Here is an 18,617-nt window from a genome sequence, read left to right as displayed (position 1 = left end):
AGATAGCGCTGATGTCCGGCAGTGCTTTTGCCGTTACGCACCACCCCGTCAGTAGCTGAACAGGAGGGACAGCTGATAGAAACAGAAGCCACTGGAGCACCTCAAAAACACCATCATACACTAAATCGTAAGTTGGCAGCATCACCCATAGCCCGTATCCTGACCCGCGGCCAGTGGAGTAAGCATTGTAGCGGGAATATCGTCTAATGTAATAGTAGCGGTATTTGCTGTATCAAGGAACTTACAAGCGGTACCTGACACCATACCGGTAATTGTTAACGTACCTTCTTCAACCCCAGCAGCAAAAGCCCCGGCACTCATAAATACAGCAGACAGCACAGCAGCAGAAATAATTGAACGTTTCATAATATCTTCCTTAATAAAATAATTTCTATTTGTTAAGAGGGTTAACTCTTGGATTTAAATTCGCACACCAAAAACGTTATCGCAATGTGAACACGTTGTTTTGTTGATTTAAAACAAGTTACCAATTGCAATATAATTGCAACAAATAATTGAAGATAAACACTATTTATATATTTAATAAATTAGCGTTATTAATTGTCGTTTTTTATTTGTTAGAGAAATAGAAAAGCACTCATCATTCATATAAATGATGAGTGCTTAATATCAACACTGAGATTCTTAGTCTAATCGTAACGGTTTAACACTATCTGTCGCATAGAATCCCCTGGTACAGAAACGATCTCGGTCACGACGCCCTTCGCTGGAACAGGATCCACATGACTAACATTTGAAAGATGAAGAGATTGACCGCATTTCTGTTGAACGTTGTTATTCACGACGTCAGCACTACAGGTTGGTTCAACGACTCGCCCACTGATTGTTAAGGTCGCAGTATCGGAAGCGAAGGTAGGGGCGCTCATTCCATAAGTCAGAGCTATAATTCCCATCAGTAAACTTTTTTTCATTTTAATCGTTATTCCTGTGGTTAGCATCAAATAGCATACAGAGGACCTGTTCAGCAGATTATGGGCATAACACCCTGTTTGAACCAATTGAAATTGTAGATTAATGAGATAGATTTGATCAATTATAATGATGCATCGAGGTGATTTATTCGGAAAAAGGCATGAATTATAAACACAGAATGAACAATATCGTAAGATTTTTAAATTTAATATATTCACCGCATCAATAATACATTGATGCGGTGAATATCTGTAACGCTATAAATTACACCGCGCGGAAGGCAATCTCGCCCGGAATAACCTCTCCCTGCCAGTAGAGCTGTGCAGCCACTCGTCCTGCCAGGTCGCGGTAAATAGCAGTAAATTCGCTATCAGGACGGCTAATCACCGTCGGCGTACCACGATCGAGGTCCTCACGCAGAGAAATATGCAGCGGCATCTGTCCCAGCAGTTGAGTGTGATACTGCTCGGCCAACTTCTGTGCCCCACCGGTACCGAAGATCGGTTCATGGTGACCGCAGTTGCTGCAAATATGCATACTCATATTCTCAACAATACCCAGTACCGGCACTTCGACTTTTTCGAACATCACGATGCCCTTTTTCGCATCGATCAGCGCGATGTCCTGCGGCGTAGTGACAACAACTGCGCCCGTTACCGGAATGTTCTGCGCCAGCGTCAGCTGGATGTCACCGGTGCCCGGCGGCATATCCAGTACCAGATAATCAAGATCCGGCCATAAGGTTTCCTGCAACATCTGCAGCAGCGCTTTGCTGGCCATCGGGCCGCGCCATACCATCGCGTTATCGTCAGTGACCAGATAACCAATGGAGTTCGTTGCCAGACCATGAGACATGATCGGTGCCATGTGGGTACCATCTGGGGAGGTTGGACGCTGGTTTTCCGCGCCAAGCATTGTCGGGATAGACGGACCATAAATATCGGCATCCAGAATCCCTACCTTCGCCCCTTCTGCAGCCAGCGCCAGCGCCAGGTTCACGGCGGTAGAGGATTTACCCACGCCACCTTTACCTGAACTGACGGCGATGATGTTTTTCACACCATTAATACCCGGCTGGTTTTTCACGCGTTTCAGCGTCGCGATGTTATGCGACAGTTTCCAGTCGATCGCTTTAGCACCGGTAATACGCAGCAGATCGGCGCTACATTGCTCTTTTAAGTCCTCAAACGCGCTATGCCAGACAAACGGCATGACCAGCTCAACGTGCAACGTGTCATCCATCCAGGCGACGTGGTGCAACGCTTTAAGCGTCGTCAGATTATGCTTCAGGGTTGAATGCTGAAAATTCGCCAGCGTCCCGGCAACCATGGCGCGCAGGGTCTCTGGTGATTTGGCCTGGGATTGTGCGTTCATCCCGACTCCTTTTTGTTGTTCTGAATATACAATAGTCACCAGGTAGTTTACTCCAACCGCAACAATTATTCATTTACGGATAAATGCCCTTATCGCTTGGCGCAGTAATTACCATTTTGGTACTATCAAAGCCCTTTTCACTACAAAAGAAGTAATTGCCCACTATGACTCAAGTCGCGAAGAAAATTCTGGTAACGTGCGCGCTGCCGTACGCCAACGGCTCAATCCACCTCGGCCATATGCTGGAGCACATCCAGGCTGATGTCTGGGTCCGTTACCAGCGAATGCGCGGCCACCAGGTTAACTTCATCTGCGCGGACGACGCACACGGTACGCCAATCATGCTGAAAGCACAGCAGCTTGGGATCACGCCAGAGCAGATGATCGGTGAAATGAGTCAGGAGCATCAGACTGATTTTGCAGGTTTTGACATCAGCTATGACAACTACCACTCGACGCACAGCGAAGAGAACCGTGAGTTGTCTGAGCTGATTTATACTCGCCTGAAGGAGAACGGTTTTATTAAGAACCGTACAATCTCCCAGCTTTACGATCCGGAAAAAGGCATGTTCCTGCCGGACCGTTTCGTTAAAGGCACCTGCCCGAAATGTAAGTCTCCGGATCAGTACGGCGATAACTGTGAAGTCTGCGGCGCAACCTACAGCCCGACCGAACTTATCGAGCCGAAATCCGTCGTGTCTGGCGCAACGCCGGTGATGCGTGACTCCGAACACTTCTTCTTTGATCTGCCGTCATTCAGCGAAATGCTGCAGGCGTGGACGCGCAGCGGCGCGTTACAGGAGCAGGTTGCCAACAAAATGCAGGAATGGTTCGAATCCGGCCTGCAACAGTGGGATATCTCTCGCGATTCCCCGTACTTCGGTTTTGAAATCCCGAATGCGCCTGGCAAGTACTTCTATGTCTGGCTGGACGCGCCAATTGGCTATATGGGTTCATTCAAAAACCTGTGCGATAAGCGCGGTGACACCACCAGTTTTGACGAGTACTGGAAGAAAGATTCTGACGCCGAGCTGTATCACTTCATCGGTAAGGATATCGTTTACTTCCACAGCCTGTTCTGGCCTGCCATGCTGGAAGGCAGCAACTTCCGTAAGCCGACCAACCTGTTTGTACACGGTTATGTGACGGTGAACGGCGCGAAGATGTCCAAATCTCGCGGCACCTTCATTAAGGCCAGCACCTGGCTGAAGCACTTCGATGCCGACAGCTTGCGCTACTACTACACCGCGAAGCTTTCTTCACGTATTGATGACATCGACCTGAACCTGGAAGACTTTGTCCAGCGCGTTAACGCCGATATCGTCAACAAAGTAGTCAACCTGGCATCCCGTAACGCCGGCTTTATTGCTAAGCGTTTTGACGGCGTTCTGGCGAATGAACTGGCCGACCCGGCGCTGTATAAAACCTTCACCGACGCCGCAGTAGTGATTGGCGAAGCATGGGAAAGCCGTGAATTTGGTAAAGCTATCCGTGAAATCATGGCGCTGGCCGACGTGGCAAACCGCTACGTTGACGAACAGGCACCGTGGGTCGTGGCTAAACAGGAAGGCCGCGATGCCGACCTGCAGGCGATCTGCTCCATGGGTATCAACCTGTTCCGCGTGCTGATGACTTACCTGAAACCGGTTCTGCCAACGCTTGCTGAACGTGTTGAAGCTTTCCTGAACAGCGAACTGAGCTGGGATGCCATTGAACAGCCACTACTCGGCCACAAGGTCAACACCTTTAAAGCGCTGTACAATCGCATCGACATGAAACAAGTTGAAGCGCTGGTTGAGGCGTCGAAAGAAGAAGTGAAAGCAGCTGCTGCACCGGTTACCGGCCCGCTGGCTGATGACCCGATTCAGGAAACCATCACCTTTGACGATTTCGCCAAAGTTGACCTGCGTGTAGCGCTGATTGAAAACGTCGAGTTCGTGGAAGGTTCCGACAAACTGCTGCGTCTGACGCTGGATCTCGGTGGTGAGAAACGTAACGTCTTCTCTGGTATTCGTTCTGCGTATCCAGATCCGCAAGTCCTGATTGGCCGCCAGACCATTATGGTTGCCAACCTGGCACCACGTAAGATGCGCTTCGGCATTTCCGAAGGGATGGTGATGGCCGCAGGTCCTGGCGGGAAAGATATCTTCCTGTTAAGCCCTGACGAAGGTGCAAAACCAGGCCAACAGGTGAAGTAAATCAAACATCTCAAGCGCTGCAACCGCAGCGCTTTTTTTTGCTACGCAAGTGCTTCCTCTAATCTTAACCCCTGCTCCATTTTCGGACTGCTTCGTTGTTAATATTAGATTTATTCTATACTGCTCTGGTATCAAGGTAGTCCGGGCTCACCAGATTCGTGGACGTTATTATTTAACATCCGATATTCATGAAATGGAGTTTTACATGAAAGCGTTACAAAAATTATTTTCTCTCGCCGTGGCATCGATTGTGGTTTTTTCCCTGGCGGGATGTGGTGATAAAGAAGAGACAAAAACATTCAATGCCAACATTAATGGTTCTGATATCACCGTCTCTTACACCTATAAAGGTGATAAGGTCCTGAAGCAAATCTCCGAAAGTAAAATTAGCTATGCGTCAGTCGGTGCCAGCAATAAAGAGGAAGCAGCAAAAGTATTCGACGCATTAAGCGCCAAATATCAGAACATTACTGGCATAGAAGAAAAACTCACCTATTCAGATACCTACGCGCAAGAAAATGTCACTATCGATATGGAACAAGTTGATATAAAAGCGTTGCAGGCCATTTCAGGGATGAAGCTATCTGAAAACGCCGATAAAAACATCAGCATGAAGCAAATGCAAACGGTAATGGAATCGGCGGGTTTTAAAGAAGTGAAGTAAACCATCGGCGACCCGATTTTAATCGGCGTCGCCCATTTTTTCTTTATGGCTTCGCGTTATGTACCCGTGATGTCAAACCACGCAGAAAATAACGCAGGAACTGATCGCCGCATTCGCGATAGTTCTTATGATCAGGTGCACGCATCATGGCGGTAATTTCCGGCATCGACACACGGAATTTCTGCTCGGTCATAATAGCCAGAATATCGTCGGTTTTCAGCGAAAAGGCGATACGCAGCTTTTTCAGCACCGTATTGTTATTAACACGACGCTCCAGCGCCAGTTCCGGTGCAGAATCATCTTTACCACGCAGATGATAAATCAGGCCGTTTAAAAAACCGGAGAGAATGATATCCGGGCAACGAACAAACCCAGCCTCATCTTCTTTTGTCATCCAGGTATCGAAACCTGCGGAGGTGGATTCCATGTCAGCAAGCGCAAGAATACGCACCATGTCGTTATTGTTCGCTTTCAGGGTGTAGCGCAGGCTACGAAGAATATCGTTACTTAGCATAGAGCCTTCAACTGTCGGTGATGCAATGGCGCGCAGTGTATCAGTTTTACAGTCCAATCGCCTCTTTTAGACTTTTAAGATAACGACGACTCACCGGAACGGTCAGTCCGTTACGCAAAATCAGTTCCGCCTGACCGTTGTCTTCCAGACGGATCTCCTGCAATTGCGCCATATTTACCAGATATTGCCGATGACAACGCAGCAGAGGAGTACGGCTCTCCAGCGTCCTGAGCGTCAACTCAGTGAAGCCTTCTTTACCATCGCTGCTCGTCACATACACACCACTCATGCGACTGCTGATAAACGCCACATCATCCATTTGCAGCAAATAGATCCGGCTATGGCCGCTGCACGGAATAAACTTCAGTGCCTGCTGATTTTCTGGAAGCAGTGATACATCCTGCTTGGTACGCTCCTGACGCAAACGGATCAGCGTTTTTTCCAGCCGTGCTTCTTCAATCGGCTTGAGCAGATAATCAAACGCATGTTCTTCGAAGGCTTTCACCGCATACTCATCAAAGGCGGTCAGAAAAACAATGTACGGACGATGCTCGGGATCAAGCATGCCAACCATTTCCAGGCCGCTGATTCGCGGCATCTGAATATCAAGGAACAGAACATCCGGACGCAATTTATGCACCGCGCCAATGGCTTCCACCGCATTCGAACATTCACCGACAATCTCGATGTCGCTTTGCTCTTGCAACAGGATCCGCAGATTCTCCCGGGCTAACGGTTCGTCATCGACAATCAGCACTTTGATCATGCCAGTTCCTCCAGAGGAAGTCGTAAAGTGATTCGAGTAAAGCGGTCAGGTTCACACACTACGCTGATGCCAAAATCATCGCCAAACCGCTCGCGCAGTCGTTTATCGACCAGATTCATACCCAGTCCATTGGCTTCTGAGGTTGGCTGATACAGCCCGGCATTGTCTTCAATATCCAGCATCAGATATTGCCCTTCGCGACGGGCGGTGATCGATACTTCACCGGTATCCAGTAACTGAGAAGTACCGTGTTTGATGGCATTCTCCACGATGGGCTGCAGAGTAAAAGCGGGTAATTGCTGATGCGAAAGTTCTTCTGGGACCGTCAAGGTCACCTGAAGACGCGTCTGGAATCGTGCCTTTTCAATTTGCAGATAAGCATTAACGTGTTCAATTTCATCTGCCAGCGTCACAATTTCCGACGGGCGTTTTAAATTTTTACGAAAGAACGTCGACAGATACTGCACCAGTTGGCTGGCCTGCTCGCTATCGCGTCGGATCACAGCTTTGATGGTGTTGAGTGCATTAAACAGAAAATGGGGATTGACCTGGGCGTGCAGGAGTTTTATTTCCGACTGCGTGAGCATCGCTTTTTGCCGCTCATACTGCCCGGCCAGAATCTGTGCCGAAAGCAGTTGGGCGATCCCTTCCCCCAGCGTACGGTTGATCGAACTAAAGAGGCGGTTTTTGGCTTCATACAGTTTGATGGTCCCCATTACCCGCTGGTTTTCACCTCGCAGAGGGATCACCAGCGTCGAGCCTAATTTGCATTGCGGGTGCAAAGAGCAACGGTAAGGAACTTCATTTCCATCGGCATACACCACCTCTCCGGTTTCAATCGCGCGTTGGGTATATGACGATGAAATAGGTTTGCCGGGTAGATGGTGATCGTCACCAATACCGGTAAATGCCAGCAGTTTCTCACGATCGGTAATCGCCACCGCACCGATATCCAGCTCTTCATACAGCACCTGAGCAACCTTCATGCTGTTAACCTCATTGAACCCCTGGCGTAAAATACCTTCCGTTGAGGCGGCAACTTTGAGTGCTGTGGCGGAAAAAGCGGAGGTATATTTTTCAAACATCGCGCGTTTATCGAGCAAAATACGCATAAACAAGGCGGCGCCCACGGTATTGGTTACCATCATAGGCGCGGCAATATTGCTGACCAACCGAAACGCATCGTCAAACGGACGGGCAATTAATAAGATGATCAGCATCTGCACCAGTTCGGCGACAAAGGTAATCGCCCCCGCAGTCAGCGGACTAAAGACTTTATCGGTACGACCACGACGGGTAAGCACGCTGTGCACCAGCCCGCCGAGCAACCCTTCCACAATGGTCGAGATCATGCAGCTAAGCGCTGTCATCCCCCCCATAGAATAACGATGCAAACCGCCGGTAAGACCAACTAAACCACCGACCACAGGGCCGCCAAGCAGCCCGCCCATCACCGCGCCGATAGCACGGGTGTTGGCAATAGAATCATCAATGTGCAGCCCGAAATAGGTGCCCAAAATGCAGAAAATGGAAAAGGTGACGTAGCAAAGCAGTTTATGCGGGAGTCGGATAGTCACCTGCATCAGCGGGATAAACAAACGCGTTTTGCTCATGAGCCACGCGATAACGAGGAACACACACATCTGCTGAAGCAGCAGCAACACCAGATTAAACTCGTACATACCCGCCAACCACACATCACTTAAAAGCGCGTAACATACATGGGCTGCGTGTAACTTTCTTTGAAGTGTTGCAAAAAAAGACGAATTTGTGAGAACGATCACTCGAAAGCGCGAGCATGGTTACAAATTCACCCATTCATAGATCAAAAAACAGACAAAACTACCTGGTTCGCAAAAGAGCGTCTAAAGTAAAACTGGGACCTCGCGAGCAAGAGTGAGACGACGATGGCGCTTTACACAATAGGTGAAGTGGCTTTGCTTTGTGATATCAACCCTGTCACTTTACGCGCGTGGCAGAGGCGTTACGGATTACTTAAACCGCAGCGGACAGACGGCGGGCATCGCCTGTTTAACGATGCGGATATCGACCGGATCCGCGAGATAAAACGCTGGATAAACAACGGTGTCCAGGTCAGCAAGGTTAAAATGTTGCTCAGCAATGAGAGCATTGATGTGCATAACGGTTGGCGTGAACAACAAGAGACGCTGTTGAGCTATTTGCAAAGTAATAATCTGCATAGTCTCAGACTTTGGATCAAAGAGCGTGGCCAGGATTATCCTGCACAAACGCTCAACACCCATTTGTTCATTCCGTTACGCCGACGTCTGCAATGCCAACAGCCGATCCTACAGGCGTTACTGGGGATCCTCGACGGCGTACTGATCAACTACATCGCGATTTGTCTGGCCTCAGCACGTAAGAAACAGGGGAAAGATGCTCTGGTGGTTGGCTGGAACATTCAGGATACGACCCGTTTATGGCTGGAAGGTTGGGTCGCCAGCCAGCAGGGATGGCGCATTGACGTCCTTGCCCATTCGCTGAACCAACTGCGACCGGAGCTGTTTGAAGGTCGCACCTTGCTTGTCTGGTGCGGCGAGAACCAAACGCCCGCTCAGCAGCAACAGCTGAACGAATGGCGCGCGTTAGGTCACGATATTTATCCACTCGGCATTTAATATTCTATTAACAAATAGTGTACAATCCTTGAATTCACATAAGGAGTGCATAATGAGCGCAGCTAAAATCGGTGTTATCACCCTCTTTCTGCTAATGGCTATCGGCGGTATCGGCGGCGTCATGCTGGCAGGCTACACATTCATTTTACGTGCCGGGTAAGGCGGCTCGCTAATCGCTCAAACCCGCGGTCAACAATTACCGCCGCCAGCGCGACCAGCAGCGCTCCCTGAATCACATAGGCGGTATTGAACCCACTCAGCCCGATAATAATCGGCGTACCCAGTGTGTTCGCCCCAACGGTTGAGGCGATGGTTGCGGTGCCGATATTAATAATCACCGACGTGCGAATCCCGGCCAGAATCACCGGGGCCGCCAGCGGCAACTCGACTTTACGCAGCCGCTGCCCCTGACTCATTCCCATTCCGCTGGCAATATCCATCACGCTGGGTGAAATTCCGCCGAGTCCCGCCAGTGTTGCCTGCAAGATCGGTAATACGCCATACAGGATCAACGCGATAATTGCCGGTTCAGGACCAAATCCCATCACCGGTACAGCTATCGCCAACACCGCAACTGGCGGAAAGGTCTGCCCCACGGCGGCAATGGTTTCCACCATCGGCCGGAATTCCGCGCCCCAGGGTCGGGTTACCGCTATACCGGCCCCGGTGCCAATAAGTACGGCAATCAGGCTTGAAATCCCCACCAGGCCAAAATGGCTCAGTGCCAGCGCCGCAAAACTTTCCTGCTGATACACGGGACGCGGTAGCGCCGGAAATAGCGCACTGAACAAGGCCTGACTATGAGGCAACCCAACTAACAGGACCAGAAACAGGACAATAAGCCATAACAACGGATCAGCAAGACGTTTCACGGGTCGGCATCTCCGAAAGCAAATCACGAAAATGAAGCGTCCCGCAGGACACCCCCTGCGGGGTCACGACCGGCAAGACGTCGCAACCGCGCGCTACGAACACCGACAACGCATCACGCAGCGTCATTTCATCTACCAACGGTTCACCGGCTGTGTGTTCACCGCGACGGATAAAATCCCCTACCGTGCGAAGCGACAACAGACGTACGCCCAGTTCACTACGGCCAAAGAATGTTTGCACGAATTCGTTCGCCGGTGCTGTCAGCATCGACAGCGGCGTGCCTTGCTGCACTACCTTTCCTGCATCCATCAGAACCAGATGCTCCGCCAGCCTTAGCGCCTCGTCGATATCATGCGTCACCAGCACAATGGTACGCCCGAGCAGACGATGAATACGCGTCATCTCCTGCTGCAGCGCACCGCGGGTGACCGGATCCAGCGCGCCAAAAGGCTCATCCATCAGCAGTACCTGCGGATCTGCCGCCAGTGCGCGAGCAACCCCGACCCGCTGCTGTTGCCCGCCAGACAGCTGATGCGGATAACGATGGCGCAAACTGTCCTCAAGACCCAGCAGCGCCATCAGTTCGTCTGTTCGGTCATCAATACGAGAACGCGACCACTTTTGTAGCTGCGGCACCGTAGCGATGTTCTGCGCGACGGTCCAGTGGGGAAACAAGCCAATAGACTGAATCGCGTATCCCATGCGCCGCCTTAACTCCAGTACCGGTAGGCTGCGGATCTCTTCCCCGGCAAAGCGAATCTGTCCGCTGTCATGTTCAACCAGCCGATTGATCATTTTCAGCGTGGTGGATTTCCCGGAACCTGACGTGCCAATTAACACCGAAAAGCTGCCCTCCCCCAACCGCAGGTTAAGGTCGTCAACGGCTGTTTGCTGACCATAGGTTTTACTGACATGGCGAAATTCAATCATTGTTTGTTACCTTCAACAGCGCGAGCCCTAAATCAAACAGCGCATCAATCAATACCGCCAGTACCACAACCGGGATCACGCCCAGCAACACTAAATCGACGGCGCTACTGAGTAATCCCTGAAAGACCAGCGCGCCAAATCCCCCTGCGCCAATCAGCGCAGCAATCACCGCCATTCCCACCGTTTGCACCATCACTACCCGTAAACTGCGCAAGAAGACCGGCAATGCCAGCGGGAACTGCACCGAAACAAATCGCTGGAAAGTGTTCATTCCCATCGCTCGGGCGCTTTCCAGTACATCCCGCGGCACCTGATTCAATCCAGCCACAACGCCACGTACCAGCGGTAACAGCGCATACAGCACTAACGCAATAAGCGCAGGCGTCAGGCCGGTCCCGGCGACGCCGAGCGAACCCAACAAAGGAAAGTGCTTCACCAACCCGGCAAGGGGCGCAATTAACAGGCCAAACAGCGCGACTGAGGGAATGGTTTGGATGATATTCAGTACCGCAAAAACCGGCCCCTGACGGGAGACAGAGAAAGCACACCAGATGCCCAACGGCACACCAATAAGCAGCGCGGGCACCACGGTAGCGAACAGAATTGTCAGATGCTGCGCAAGGGCGTCGTTGAAGACATCCTGACGGTTGGCATATTCTTTAAGTAGGGAAAGTTCGTTAAACGTGCCGGAGAACAAAAGCACCAGCGGAAAAATAAACATTTGCGCGTGTAACAGCCAACGCCATGATGCCTGTTCGGTTATGCGACGAATGGCGTCACTGGCGGCCAGCAACATTAGTCCTAGCCCCAACCAGAACCCGCTGCCCAGGCTGGTTCTGGCCAGTGGACTTCCCGTCTGGGCCAGATACGTTGCCGTTGTTCCTGCGGTTACCAGCGCCGCAATCACCAGCAACTGGCTAATAACAAGCGTCAATATATTGCCGGGCTTTCCCGGTACAAAGCACAGAAGAAACAGCAGCGAACAGGCTACTGCCAATCCCCACGCCATGTCGGGCCGGATATCCCAGAGTTGGCGCCCCTCACCGGAGACCAGGCGATTAGGCGCATAGCTAATGAAAGGCAGCGCTGCCGCCGCGAAGGTAAGAAGTACCAGTAACAACAGCACCCGATTAACTGAAATCTTTGACAAAACACCCACCTGCTGCAAACTCCGTTACTTCACCCATCCTTTTTGCTTCAGGTAGTCTGCTGCAACTTTTTTCGCATCCAGCCCCTCCACGGCAATACTGGCATTCAGCTGCTGCAACGTTTTTTCATCCAGGCTGGCAAAAACCGGTTGTAGCCATTCTCCCATTTGCGGGTAGTCTTTCAGCACCGATTCACGTACGACGGGTGCTGGCGCATAAATGGGCTGGACACCTTTGGGATCGCTTAAAGTTTGCAGACCGAGCGCCGCAACCGGGCCATCGGTGCCATAAGCCATCGCCGCATTGACTCCAGAAGTCTGCTGCGCCGCTGCTTTAATCGTCACCGCGGTATCTCCTCCTGCCAGCGACAACAGCTGATTTTGATTCAGTTTGAAATCATAGGCTTTTTCAAACGCAGGCAACGCGTCAGCCCGTTCGATAAATTCAGCAGAGGCAGCAAGTTTTAACGTTCCCCCGTCTTTCAGGTAGCGGCCTAAATCAGCAAGGGACTCAAGCTTGTTCTTTTGCGCGACATCCTGGCGTACCGCAATGGTCCAGGTATTATTGGCGGGTGCAGGTGTTAGCCAGACCAGCTTATTTTGCTCTGCATCCAGCTTTTTCACTTTCTCGAAACCGGCCTGCGCATTTTTCCACGCGGGATCATTTTCATCTTTAAAAAAGAATGCGCCATTACCGGTATATTCCGGATAAATATCCAGCTCACCGGAGGTGATTGCCCCACGCACTACTGGAGTGGTACCCAGCTGTACTTTATTGACGGTTTTCACGCCATGGCTTTCGAGCACCTGCAAAATAATGTTGCCGAGCAGCGCCCCTTCGGTATCTATTTTTGAACCAACTGTGACGGGTGACGCGGCCTGTAAGGGTAGGCTGATCGCGGCTAACAGCACCAGCGAACCCACCGATACTTTTGAGATTATCATGCTGTACTCCTCATCCTTTTGCGGCCCTTTTCAGAGACTTGAGGAAAAAGCATAGTCGAAAAATCAAGCCTTAACCTGGCAATTGGGTGGTAACGCTGAGAGTTATTAGCGGTAAGGCGATAATAAAATAAAAAAAATCCGGCAAACCCAATATGAATTTGCCGGATGATACGACTTTGTCAGCCTGATAAGCGTAGGGCCATCAGGCATGCTGAATGACTTTATTCATCTATTACAGCAGTTCAAATTCGCCCTGCTTCACTCTGGCGGAATCCACGCCGATGAAAACGTTAAATTTGCCGGGTTCTGCATCGTATTTCATCTGCTGGTTCCAGAATTTGAGCGCTTCAATATCAATCGGGAAGCTGACGGTCTGAGTTTCACCTGGCTTAAGATTCACTTTTTCAAAACCTTTCAGCTGTTTTACCGGACGACTCATGGAGGCGGTCACATCCTGTAAATACATCTGAATCACCGTTGCACCTTCGCGCTTGCCGGTGTTGGTCACCTGCACGCTGGCCGTCACGGTTCCGTCACGCTTCATCGTCGGAGAAGAGAGCTTCACATCAGAAACCGTAAACGTGGTGTAGCTCAGGCCATAACCAAAGGGATACAACGGACCATTGGCTTCATCAAAGTAGCGCGACGTGTACTTGTTCGGCTTATCGGCGTTATACGGACGACCGGTATTGAGATGGCTGTAATAGACCGGGATCTGTCCAACAGAGCGCGGGAAAGACATCGGCAGCTTGCCTGACGGATTGTAATCACCAAACAGCACATCGGCGATGGCGTTACCGCCCTCCGTCCCGGCAAACCAGGTTTCGAGGATCGCATCGGCTTGTTGATCTTCCTTCACCAGCGCCAGCGGACGACCGTTCATCAACACCAGAACCAGAGGTTTACCCGTGGCTTTCAGCGCAGCAATCAGGTCACGCTGACTCTGCGGAATAGTGATATCGGTGCGGCTGGAAGCTTCATGCGCCATGCCCTGCGCTTCACCGACTACCGCGACAACCACATCAGATTGCTTCGCGGCGTTAACGGCTTCATCGATCATCGCCTGCGGCGAACGCGGGTCAACCTTTACCGCTTCTTCATACAGGTTGAGGAAATCGACAATGCCTTTGTCGTTGGTGATATTCGCCCCTTTGGCGTACAGCACTTTGCCCTGTTCGCCGACGGCATTTTTAATCCCCGTCAGCACCGTTACCGACTGATCGGCAACACCGGCGGCGGACCAACTGCCCATTACATCACGCTTGCTGTCGGCCAGCGGTCCGACAACCGCCACGGTGGCGGATTTTTTCAGCGACAACGTTTCCAGACGGTTTTTCAGCAACACCAGGCTTTCGCGCGCCACTTCACGCGCCTCTTTGCGATGCAAACGGCTTTCTGCGTTGGTGTCCTGTGGGTCAGATTCTTTGGCCCCCAGATGGCTGTACGGATCGTTAAACAACCCCATATCATATTTCACGTTCAGCACGTGGCGTGCGGCGTCGTCCAGCTCCGCCATCGTCACTTTGCCGGATTTAATCAAGCCCGGTAGATATTTGCTGTAATACTCATCGCTCATACTCATGTTGATGCCGGACTTGATCGCCACACGCACCGCATCTTCAGGATCGGAGGCGGTACCGTGCTTAATCAGTTCCTTAATCGCGCCGTGATCGGAAACGGTAATCCCCTTAAAGCCCCATTCATCTCGCAGCACGTCTTTTAACAGCCATGCATCTGAGGTTGCTGGTGTACCGTTCAGCGAATTAAGACCCACCATCACCGCACCGCTACCGGCGTCCAGCCCGGCTTTATACGGCGGCATATAGTCGTTGAACAGACGCTGTGGGCTCATATCGACGGTGTTATATTCCTTGCCACCTTCAACCGCGCCATAGGCGGCGAAGTGCTTGACGCTGGTCATCACCGAATAGCGGTCAGCCGGGCTTTTCCCCTGCATCGCTTCCACCATGGTTTTACCCATCGTAGCCGTTAAATACGTGTCTTCACCAAAACCTTCTGAAGCACGGCCCCAGCGCGGATCGCGAGAGACATCGACCATTGGCGCCCAGGTCATATTCAGACCATCATCGGCAGCCTCATACGCGGAAATACGGCCAACTGTTCTGACCGCATCGAGATTAAAAGAGGACGCCAGGCCGAGACTTATCGGGAACACGGTACGCTGGCCGTGCAATACGTCGTAGGCAAAAAAGAGAGGAATTTTCAGGCGGCTGAGCTCCATCACCTGATCCTGCATTTTGCGGATATCCTGGCGCGTGACGGTGTTAAAAATTGCCCCAACCTGCCCGTCTTTGATCATCTCGCGGATGGCTTCTTTCGGGTTATCAGGCCCTACGCTTATCAAGCGTAGTTGCCCAATTTTCTCATCCACGGTCATCTGTTTAAGTAAATCGGTAACGAATGCATCCCGCGCTTCTGGCGTCAGAGGATGGTTACCAAACAGCGTGTCCGCCAGCGCTGGTTGCAACGCCAGACTCACCGCGACACCTACAGAACATAGCCATTTCATGTTGATTCTCTCTTTATTTTTTCCCGACGAGGCAGCGAAAATATAACAAAAACCGCAGTTTGCCGTAAGACTAAACGGGAGCGATAAAGAAAGCTAAGGTTATTATCCTAATTTTCGAAACCAACGCGACTCAGTGGAGGACAACCCAGAGACAATGTGAATGAGAAAGCGTATTGTCATACAAAGCGCTATGCTTGTTCCTGATATTGAGTCCCACCACAAGGAGTGGAGAATGTCTTCCATTACAACAGATAATAAAGCTTTTCTGAATGAACTGACCCGTCTGGTAGGTCATTCACACCTGCTCACAGACCCTGCTAAAACCGCCCGCTATCGCAAGGGATTCCGTTCCGGTCAGGGCGATGCACTCGCCGTGGTGTTCCCTGGCTCGCTTTTAGAACTGTGGCGCGTCCTCAACGCTTGCGTCGCCGCAGATAAAATTATCCTGATGCAGGCCGCCAACACTGGCCTGACCGAAGGCTCTACGCCGAGCGGTAATGATTACGACCGCGAGATTGTCATTATCAGCACCCTGCGCCTTGATAAGCTGCACGTCATCGGCAAAGGCGAACAGGTGCTGGCCTATCCCGGCACCACGCTTTATTCACTGGAAAAAGCGCTCAAGCCGTTTGGCCGTGAGCCGCATTCGGTGATCGGATCTTCCTGTATCGGCGCTTCAGTGATTGGCGGTATTTGTAACAACTCTGGCGGCTCGCTGGTTCAGCGCGGTCCGGCATACACGGAGATGTCGCTGTTTGCGCGTATTGACGAGCAGGGTAAATTACAGCTGGTTAACCATCTGGGTATCGAACTGGGCCAGACCCCAGAACAGATCCTTAGCAAACTTGATGACGAGCGTATCAAAGATGACGATGTGCGCCACGATGGACGTCATGCACACGATCACGACTACGTTACCCGCGTCAGAGATATTGAGGCGGACACGCCCGCTCGCTATAACGCCGACCCGGATCGGTTGTTTGAATCATCCGGTTGTGCAGGCAAGCTCGCGGTTTTTGCGGTGCGTCTGGACACCTTCGAAGCCGAAAAAAACCAGCAGGTCTTTTACATCGGTACCAACCAGCCAGAGGTGCTGACGGAGATCCGCCGTCATATTTTGGCAAAATTTGAGCATCTGCCGGTCGCCGGTGAATATATGCACCGCGATATTTATGACATCGCTGAGCAATACGGCAAAGATACGTTTCTGATGATCGACAAGCTCGGCACCGACAAAATGCCGTTCTTCTTCACCCTGAAAGGTCGCACCGATGCAATGCTGGAAAAAGTGAAAATTTTCCGTCCACATTTCACCGATCGGGCAATGCAGAAATTTGGCCATTTGTTCCCCAGCCACTTACCCGCGCGCATGAAAAGCTGGCGCGATAAGTACGAACATCACCTGCTGTTAAAAATGGCCGGTGGTGGCGTGGCTGAAGCGCAAAACTGGCTAAGCGAGTTTTTCAAAACCGCTGAAGGCGACTTCTTTGCATGTACGCCGGAAGAAGGCAGCAAGGCGTTTTTGCATCGCTTTGCGGCGGCTGGCGCGGCGATTCGTTATCAGGCCGTACATGCCGATGAAGTGGAAGATATTCTGGCGCTGGATATCGCGCTGCGCCGTAACGACACCGAATGGTACGAGCATCTGCCTGCAGAGATCGACAGCCAACTGGTGCACAAACTCTATTACGGCCACTTTATGTGCCACGTCTTCCACCAGGATTACATCGTGAAAAAAGGCGTGGATGCGCATGCGCTGAAAGAGCAGATGCTGGAGCTTCTGCACGAGCGCGGAGCACAGTATCCGGCAGAGCATAACGTCGGACATCTGTATAAAGCACCGGAAACATTAACCCGTTTTTACCGCGAGAATGACCCCACCAACAGTATGAATCCGGGGATTGGTAAAACGAGTAAGCAAAAGTTCTGGAAAGAGTCGTAAACCAGAAAAAGATAAGCGCCACCGGGCATGTTGCCGGGGGCGCTTCGCTTGCCCGGCCTACCGCTACATTAGCTATGTGTATGCCGGATGAGGTGTCTTATTTAATCGTTCTGTGCAGTTTGCTCGCTCGTCGCTGAACCCGCCGCTGCCATCTGCGCCGCTTTTTGCTTTTTATAGCTCAGCGCCGCTGCCGGAACCGGCATCACCTTGCCCGTTTCGATCCAGGTACGTAAACGGCTGGCATCGGCAAAGTGGGTATATTTACCGAACGCATCCATCACCACCAGCGCCACCGGTTTGTTATTGATCACGGTGCGCATCACCAGACAGTGGCCTGCCGCATTGGTAAACCCGGTTTTGGTTAACTGAATATTCCAGTTATCGCGGTATACCAGATGGTTGGTGTTACGGAATGGCAGCGTATAAGCCGGGTTGGCAAAGGTCGCCATATCTTCACGCGTGGTGCTTAACTGGCCAATCAGCGGATACTGCTTGCTGGCGATCAGCAGCTTGGTTAAATCACGGGCGGTCGAGACGTTATGAATCGATAAGCCGGTTGGTTCCACAAAGCGTGTCTGAGTCATGCCGAGCGCTTTCGCTTTGGCATTCATGGCCTTAATAAACGCGTTATAACCGCCAGGGTAATGATGCGCCAGGCTCGCCGCCGCACGGTTTTCTGATGACATCAGCGCCAGCAGCAGCATGTCTTTACGGCTAATTTCACTGTTCAGTCGCACACGAGAGTAGATGCCTTTCATTTCCGGCGTCTGGCTGATATCAACTTTCAGCTTCTCATCCAACGGCAGTCGTGCATCAAGCACCACCATCGCGGTCATTAATTTGGTAATCGACGCAATCGGACGCACAAGGTCCGGGTGGTTCGAATAGATAACTTTGTTGGTATTCAGATCAACAATCATCGCGCTACCGGACGCTATCTCAGGCTGAGAAGCTGCTGCGGTAGTTGCCGTTTTAGCCACGGCTTGGGGTGCAAAAGGAACGGCCAGCACCAGGGCAAGGCTTAATAATGAAACTCGGAATTTCAGCATGATGAGATTTCTGATAATGGTTCACGCACGTCACAACGCACACCGCCAGAGACTAAGTATTATCTCAAGCTAGCTCAGGCATCATAGCGATCCGGCAGGTTTGCCGCCACAGG

General features: G+C 51.3%; 18 protein-coding genes. 5 read left to right on the top strand and 13 right to left on the bottom strand.

The genetic code is table 11. The features are described 5' to 3' along the window. From ACHHZ7_RS22700 to apbC, 4 genes are all read right to left on the bottom strand, one after another. The coding region (locus tag ACHHZ7_RS22700) for an IS1 family transposase (protein ID WP_001625102.1) at window positions 1-92 on the bottom strand (92 nt) is incomplete at its 3' end. A 49-nt stretch (window positions 93-141) separates the two neighbouring features. Beyond that, window positions 142-366 (bottom strand): hypothetical protein, encoded by a 225-nt coding sequence (locus ACHHZ7_RS22695; protein ID WP_060683548.1) that lies wholly within the window; start codon window positions 364-366, stop codon window positions 142-144. Window positions 367-650: 284 nt separating this feature from the next. Further along, complete coding sequence (locus tag ACHHZ7_RS22690; RefSeq protein WP_048234930.1) at window positions 651-932, bottom strand: DUF2574 family protein; 282 nt, start codon at window positions 930-932, stop codon at window positions 651-653. A gap of 265 nt (window positions 933-1,197) precedes the next feature. Continuing rightward, window positions 1,198-2,307, bottom strand: a complete 1,110-nt coding sequence (gene apbC, locus ACHHZ7_RS22685) for an iron-sulfur cluster carrier protein ApbC (RefSeq protein WP_003027343.1) — start codon at window positions 2,305-2,307, stop codon at window positions 1,198-1,200. Window positions 2,308-2,471: 164 nt separating this feature from the next. Here apbC and metG point away from each other — a divergent pair, with 164 nt between their 5' ends. Then, window positions 2,472-4,505 carry a methionine--tRNA ligase gene (gene metG / locus ACHHZ7_RS22680; protein ID WP_060683547.1) on the top strand — a complete coding sequence of 678 codons (2,034 nt, stop codon included), beginning with the start codon at window positions 2,472-2,474 and terminating at the stop codon, window positions 4,503-4,505. Window positions 4,506-4,710: 205 nt separating this feature from the next. Further along, a complete protein-coding gene (locus ACHHZ7_RS22675; RefSeq protein WP_060683546.1) occupies window positions 4,711-5,169 on the top strand; it encodes a YehR family lipoprotein in 459 nt (152 codons plus the stop codon). Window positions 5,170-5,212: 43 nt separating this feature from the next. Here the strand turns inward: ACHHZ7_RS22675 and ACHHZ7_RS22670 are convergent, their stop codons facing one another. From ACHHZ7_RS22670 to ACHHZ7_RS22660, 3 genes are read right to left on the bottom strand one after another with little or no spacing between them, the layout of a single operon-like run. Continuing rightward, window positions 5,213-5,683, bottom strand: a complete 471-nt coding sequence (locus ACHHZ7_RS22670) for a DUF1456 family protein (RefSeq protein ID WP_003834454.1) — start codon at window positions 5,681-5,683, stop codon at window positions 5,213-5,215. A gap of 46 nt (window positions 5,684-5,729) precedes the next feature. Next, window positions 5,730-6,449: a two-component system response regulator BtsR gene (btsR, locus tag ACHHZ7_RS22665; RefSeq protein WP_003840155.1), complete on the bottom strand. Its 720-nt coding sequence runs from the start codon at window positions 6,447-6,449 to the stop codon at window positions 5,730-5,732. Further along, the gene (locus ACHHZ7_RS22660; RefSeq protein ID WP_060683545.1) at window positions 6,446-8,131 is read right to left on the bottom strand and encodes a sensor histidine kinase; all 1,686 of its coding nucleotides are present in this window, start codon (window positions 8,129-8,131) and stop codon (window positions 6,446-6,448) included. The genes btsR and ACHHZ7_RS22660 overlap by 4 nt, the downstream gene beginning before the upstream one ends. A gap of 225 nt (window positions 8,132-8,356) precedes the next feature. Between ACHHZ7_RS22660 and mlrA the strand changes: the two genes are divergently transcribed. Both mlrA and ACHHZ7_RS22650 read left to right on the top strand, forming a co-directional pair. Continuing rightward, complete coding sequence (gene mlrA, locus ACHHZ7_RS22655) at window positions 8,357-9,088, top strand: HTH-type transcriptional regulator MlrA (RefSeq protein ID WP_003027351.1); 732 nt, start codon at window positions 8,357-8,359, stop codon at window positions 9,086-9,088. A 52-nt stretch (window positions 9,089-9,140) separates the two neighbouring features. Continuing rightward, complete coding sequence (locus ACHHZ7_RS22650; protein WP_003027354.1) at window positions 9,141-9,248, top strand: protein YohO; 108 nt, start codon at window positions 9,141-9,143, stop codon at window positions 9,246-9,248. Here ACHHZ7_RS22650 and ACHHZ7_RS22645 read toward each other — a convergent pair. The 5 genes from ACHHZ7_RS22645 to bglX form a co-directional block, all read right to left on the bottom strand. After that, window positions 9,229-9,960 (bottom strand): ABC transporter permease, encoded by a 732-nt coding sequence (locus tag ACHHZ7_RS22645; RefSeq protein ID WP_060683544.1) that lies wholly within the window; start codon window positions 9,958-9,960, stop codon window positions 9,229-9,231. The two genes, ACHHZ7_RS22650 and ACHHZ7_RS22645, sit on opposite strands and share 20 nt — an antisense overlap. Continuing rightward, on the bottom strand, window positions 9,944-10,891 hold the full coding sequence (locus tag ACHHZ7_RS22640) for an ABC transporter ATP-binding protein (protein WP_060683543.1): 948 nt from the start codon (window positions 10,889-10,891) through the stop codon (window positions 9,944-9,946). The genes ACHHZ7_RS22645 and ACHHZ7_RS22640 overlap by 17 nt, the downstream gene beginning before the upstream one ends. Next, the gene (locus ACHHZ7_RS22635) at window positions 10,884-12,050 is read right to left on the bottom strand and encodes an ABC transporter permease (RefSeq protein ID WP_060683795.1); all 1,167 of its coding nucleotides are present in this window, start codon (window positions 12,048-12,050) and stop codon (window positions 10,884-10,886) included. The genes ACHHZ7_RS22640 and ACHHZ7_RS22635 overlap by 8 nt, the downstream gene beginning before the upstream one ends. A 15-nt stretch (window positions 12,051-12,065) precedes the next feature. Next, on the bottom strand, window positions 12,066-12,983 hold the full coding sequence (locus ACHHZ7_RS22630; RefSeq protein WP_060683542.1) for an ABC transporter substrate-binding protein: 918 nt from the start codon (window positions 12,981-12,983) through the stop codon (window positions 12,066-12,068). Between the two features lie 232 nt (window positions 12,984-13,215). Further along, entirely contained in the window at window positions 13,216-15,513 is a 2,298-nt protein-coding gene (gene bglX, locus ACHHZ7_RS22625; RefSeq protein ID WP_071845296.1) for a beta-glucosidase BglX, read from the bottom strand. A 232-nt stretch (window positions 15,514-15,745) separates the two neighbouring features. Between bglX and dld the strand changes: the two genes are divergently transcribed. Next, the gene (gene dld / locus ACHHZ7_RS22620; protein ID WP_060683541.1) at window positions 15,746-17,455 is read left to right on the top strand and encodes a D-lactate dehydrogenase; all 1,710 of its coding nucleotides are present in this window, start codon (window positions 15,746-15,748) and stop codon (window positions 17,453-17,455) included. 101 nt (window positions 17,456-17,556) lie between these two features. Here dld and pbpG read toward each other — a convergent pair whose 3' ends face one another. Next, a complete protein-coding gene (pbpG, locus tag ACHHZ7_RS22615) occupies window positions 17,557-18,504 on the bottom strand; it encodes a D-alanyl-D-alanine endopeptidase (protein ID WP_048234922.1) in 948 nt (315 codons plus the stop codon). Window positions 18,505-18,617: the final 113 nt, after the last annotated feature.

The organism is Citrobacter freundii complex sp. 2024EL-00216 (genome assembly GCF_043945515.1).
GTDB classification, from domain to species: Bacteria; Pseudomonadota; Gammaproteobacteria; order Enterobacterales; family Enterobacteriaceae; genus Citrobacter; species Citrobacter portucalensis.
This window is presented reverse-complemented; position numbering and strand designations above follow the sequence as displayed.

Bases quoted from the DNA above. Each gene is read 5' to 3' on its own strand.
- ACHHZ7_RS22695 (WP_060683548.1), bottom strand. From the start codon at position 366: ATGAAACGTTCAATTATTTCTGCTGCTGTGCTGTCTGCTGTATTTATG.
- ACHHZ7_RS22690 (WP_048234930.1), bottom strand. From the start codon at position 932: ATGAAAAAAAGTTTACTGATGGGAATTATAGCTCTGACTTATGGAATG.
- apbC (WP_003027343.1), bottom strand. From the start codon at position 2,307: ATGAACGCACAATCCCAGGCCAAATCACCAGAGACCCTGCGCGCCATG.
- metG (WP_060683547.1), top strand. From the start codon at position 2,472: ATGACTCAAGTCGCGAAGAAAATTCTGGTAACGTGCGCGCTGCCGTAC.
- ACHHZ7_RS22675 (WP_060683546.1), top strand. From the start codon at position 4,711: ATGAAAGCGTTACAAAAATTATTTTCTCTCGCCGTGGCATCGATTGTG.
- ACHHZ7_RS22670 (WP_003834454.1), bottom strand. From the start codon at position 5,683: ATGCTAAGTAACGATATTCTTCGTAGCCTGCGCTACACCCTGAAAGCG.
- btsR (WP_003840155.1), bottom strand. From the start codon at position 6,449: ATGATCAAAGTGCTGATTGTCGATGACGAACCGTTAGCCCGGGAGAAT.
- ACHHZ7_RS22660 (WP_060683545.1), bottom strand. From the start codon at position 8,131: ATGTACGAGTTTAATCTGGTGTTGCTGCTGCTTCAGCAGATGTGTGTG.
- mlrA (WP_003027351.1), top strand. From the start codon at position 8,357: ATGGCGCTTTACACAATAGGTGAAGTGGCTTTGCTTTGTGATATCAAC.
- ACHHZ7_RS22650 (WP_003027354.1), top strand. From the start codon at position 9,141: ATGAGCGCAGCTAAAATCGGTGTTATCACCCTCTTTCTGCTAATGGCT.
- ACHHZ7_RS22640 (WP_060683543.1), bottom strand. From the start codon at position 10,891: ATGATTGAATTTCGCCATGTCAGTAAAACCTATGGTCAGCAAACAGCC.
- ACHHZ7_RS22630 (WP_060683542.1), bottom strand. From the start codon at position 12,983: ATGATAATCTCAAAAGTATCGGTGGGTTCGCTGGTGCTGTTAGCCGCG.
- bglX (WP_071845296.1), bottom strand. From the start codon at position 15,513: ATGAAATGGCTATGTTCTGTAGGTGTCGCGGTGAGTCTGGCGTTGCAA.
- dld (WP_060683541.1), top strand. From the start codon at position 15,746: ATGTCTTCCATTACAACAGATAATAAAGCTTTTCTGAATGAACTGACC.
- pbpG (WP_048234922.1), bottom strand. From the start codon at position 18,504: ATGCTGAAATTCCGAGTTTCATTATTAAGCCTTGCCCTGGTGCTGGCC.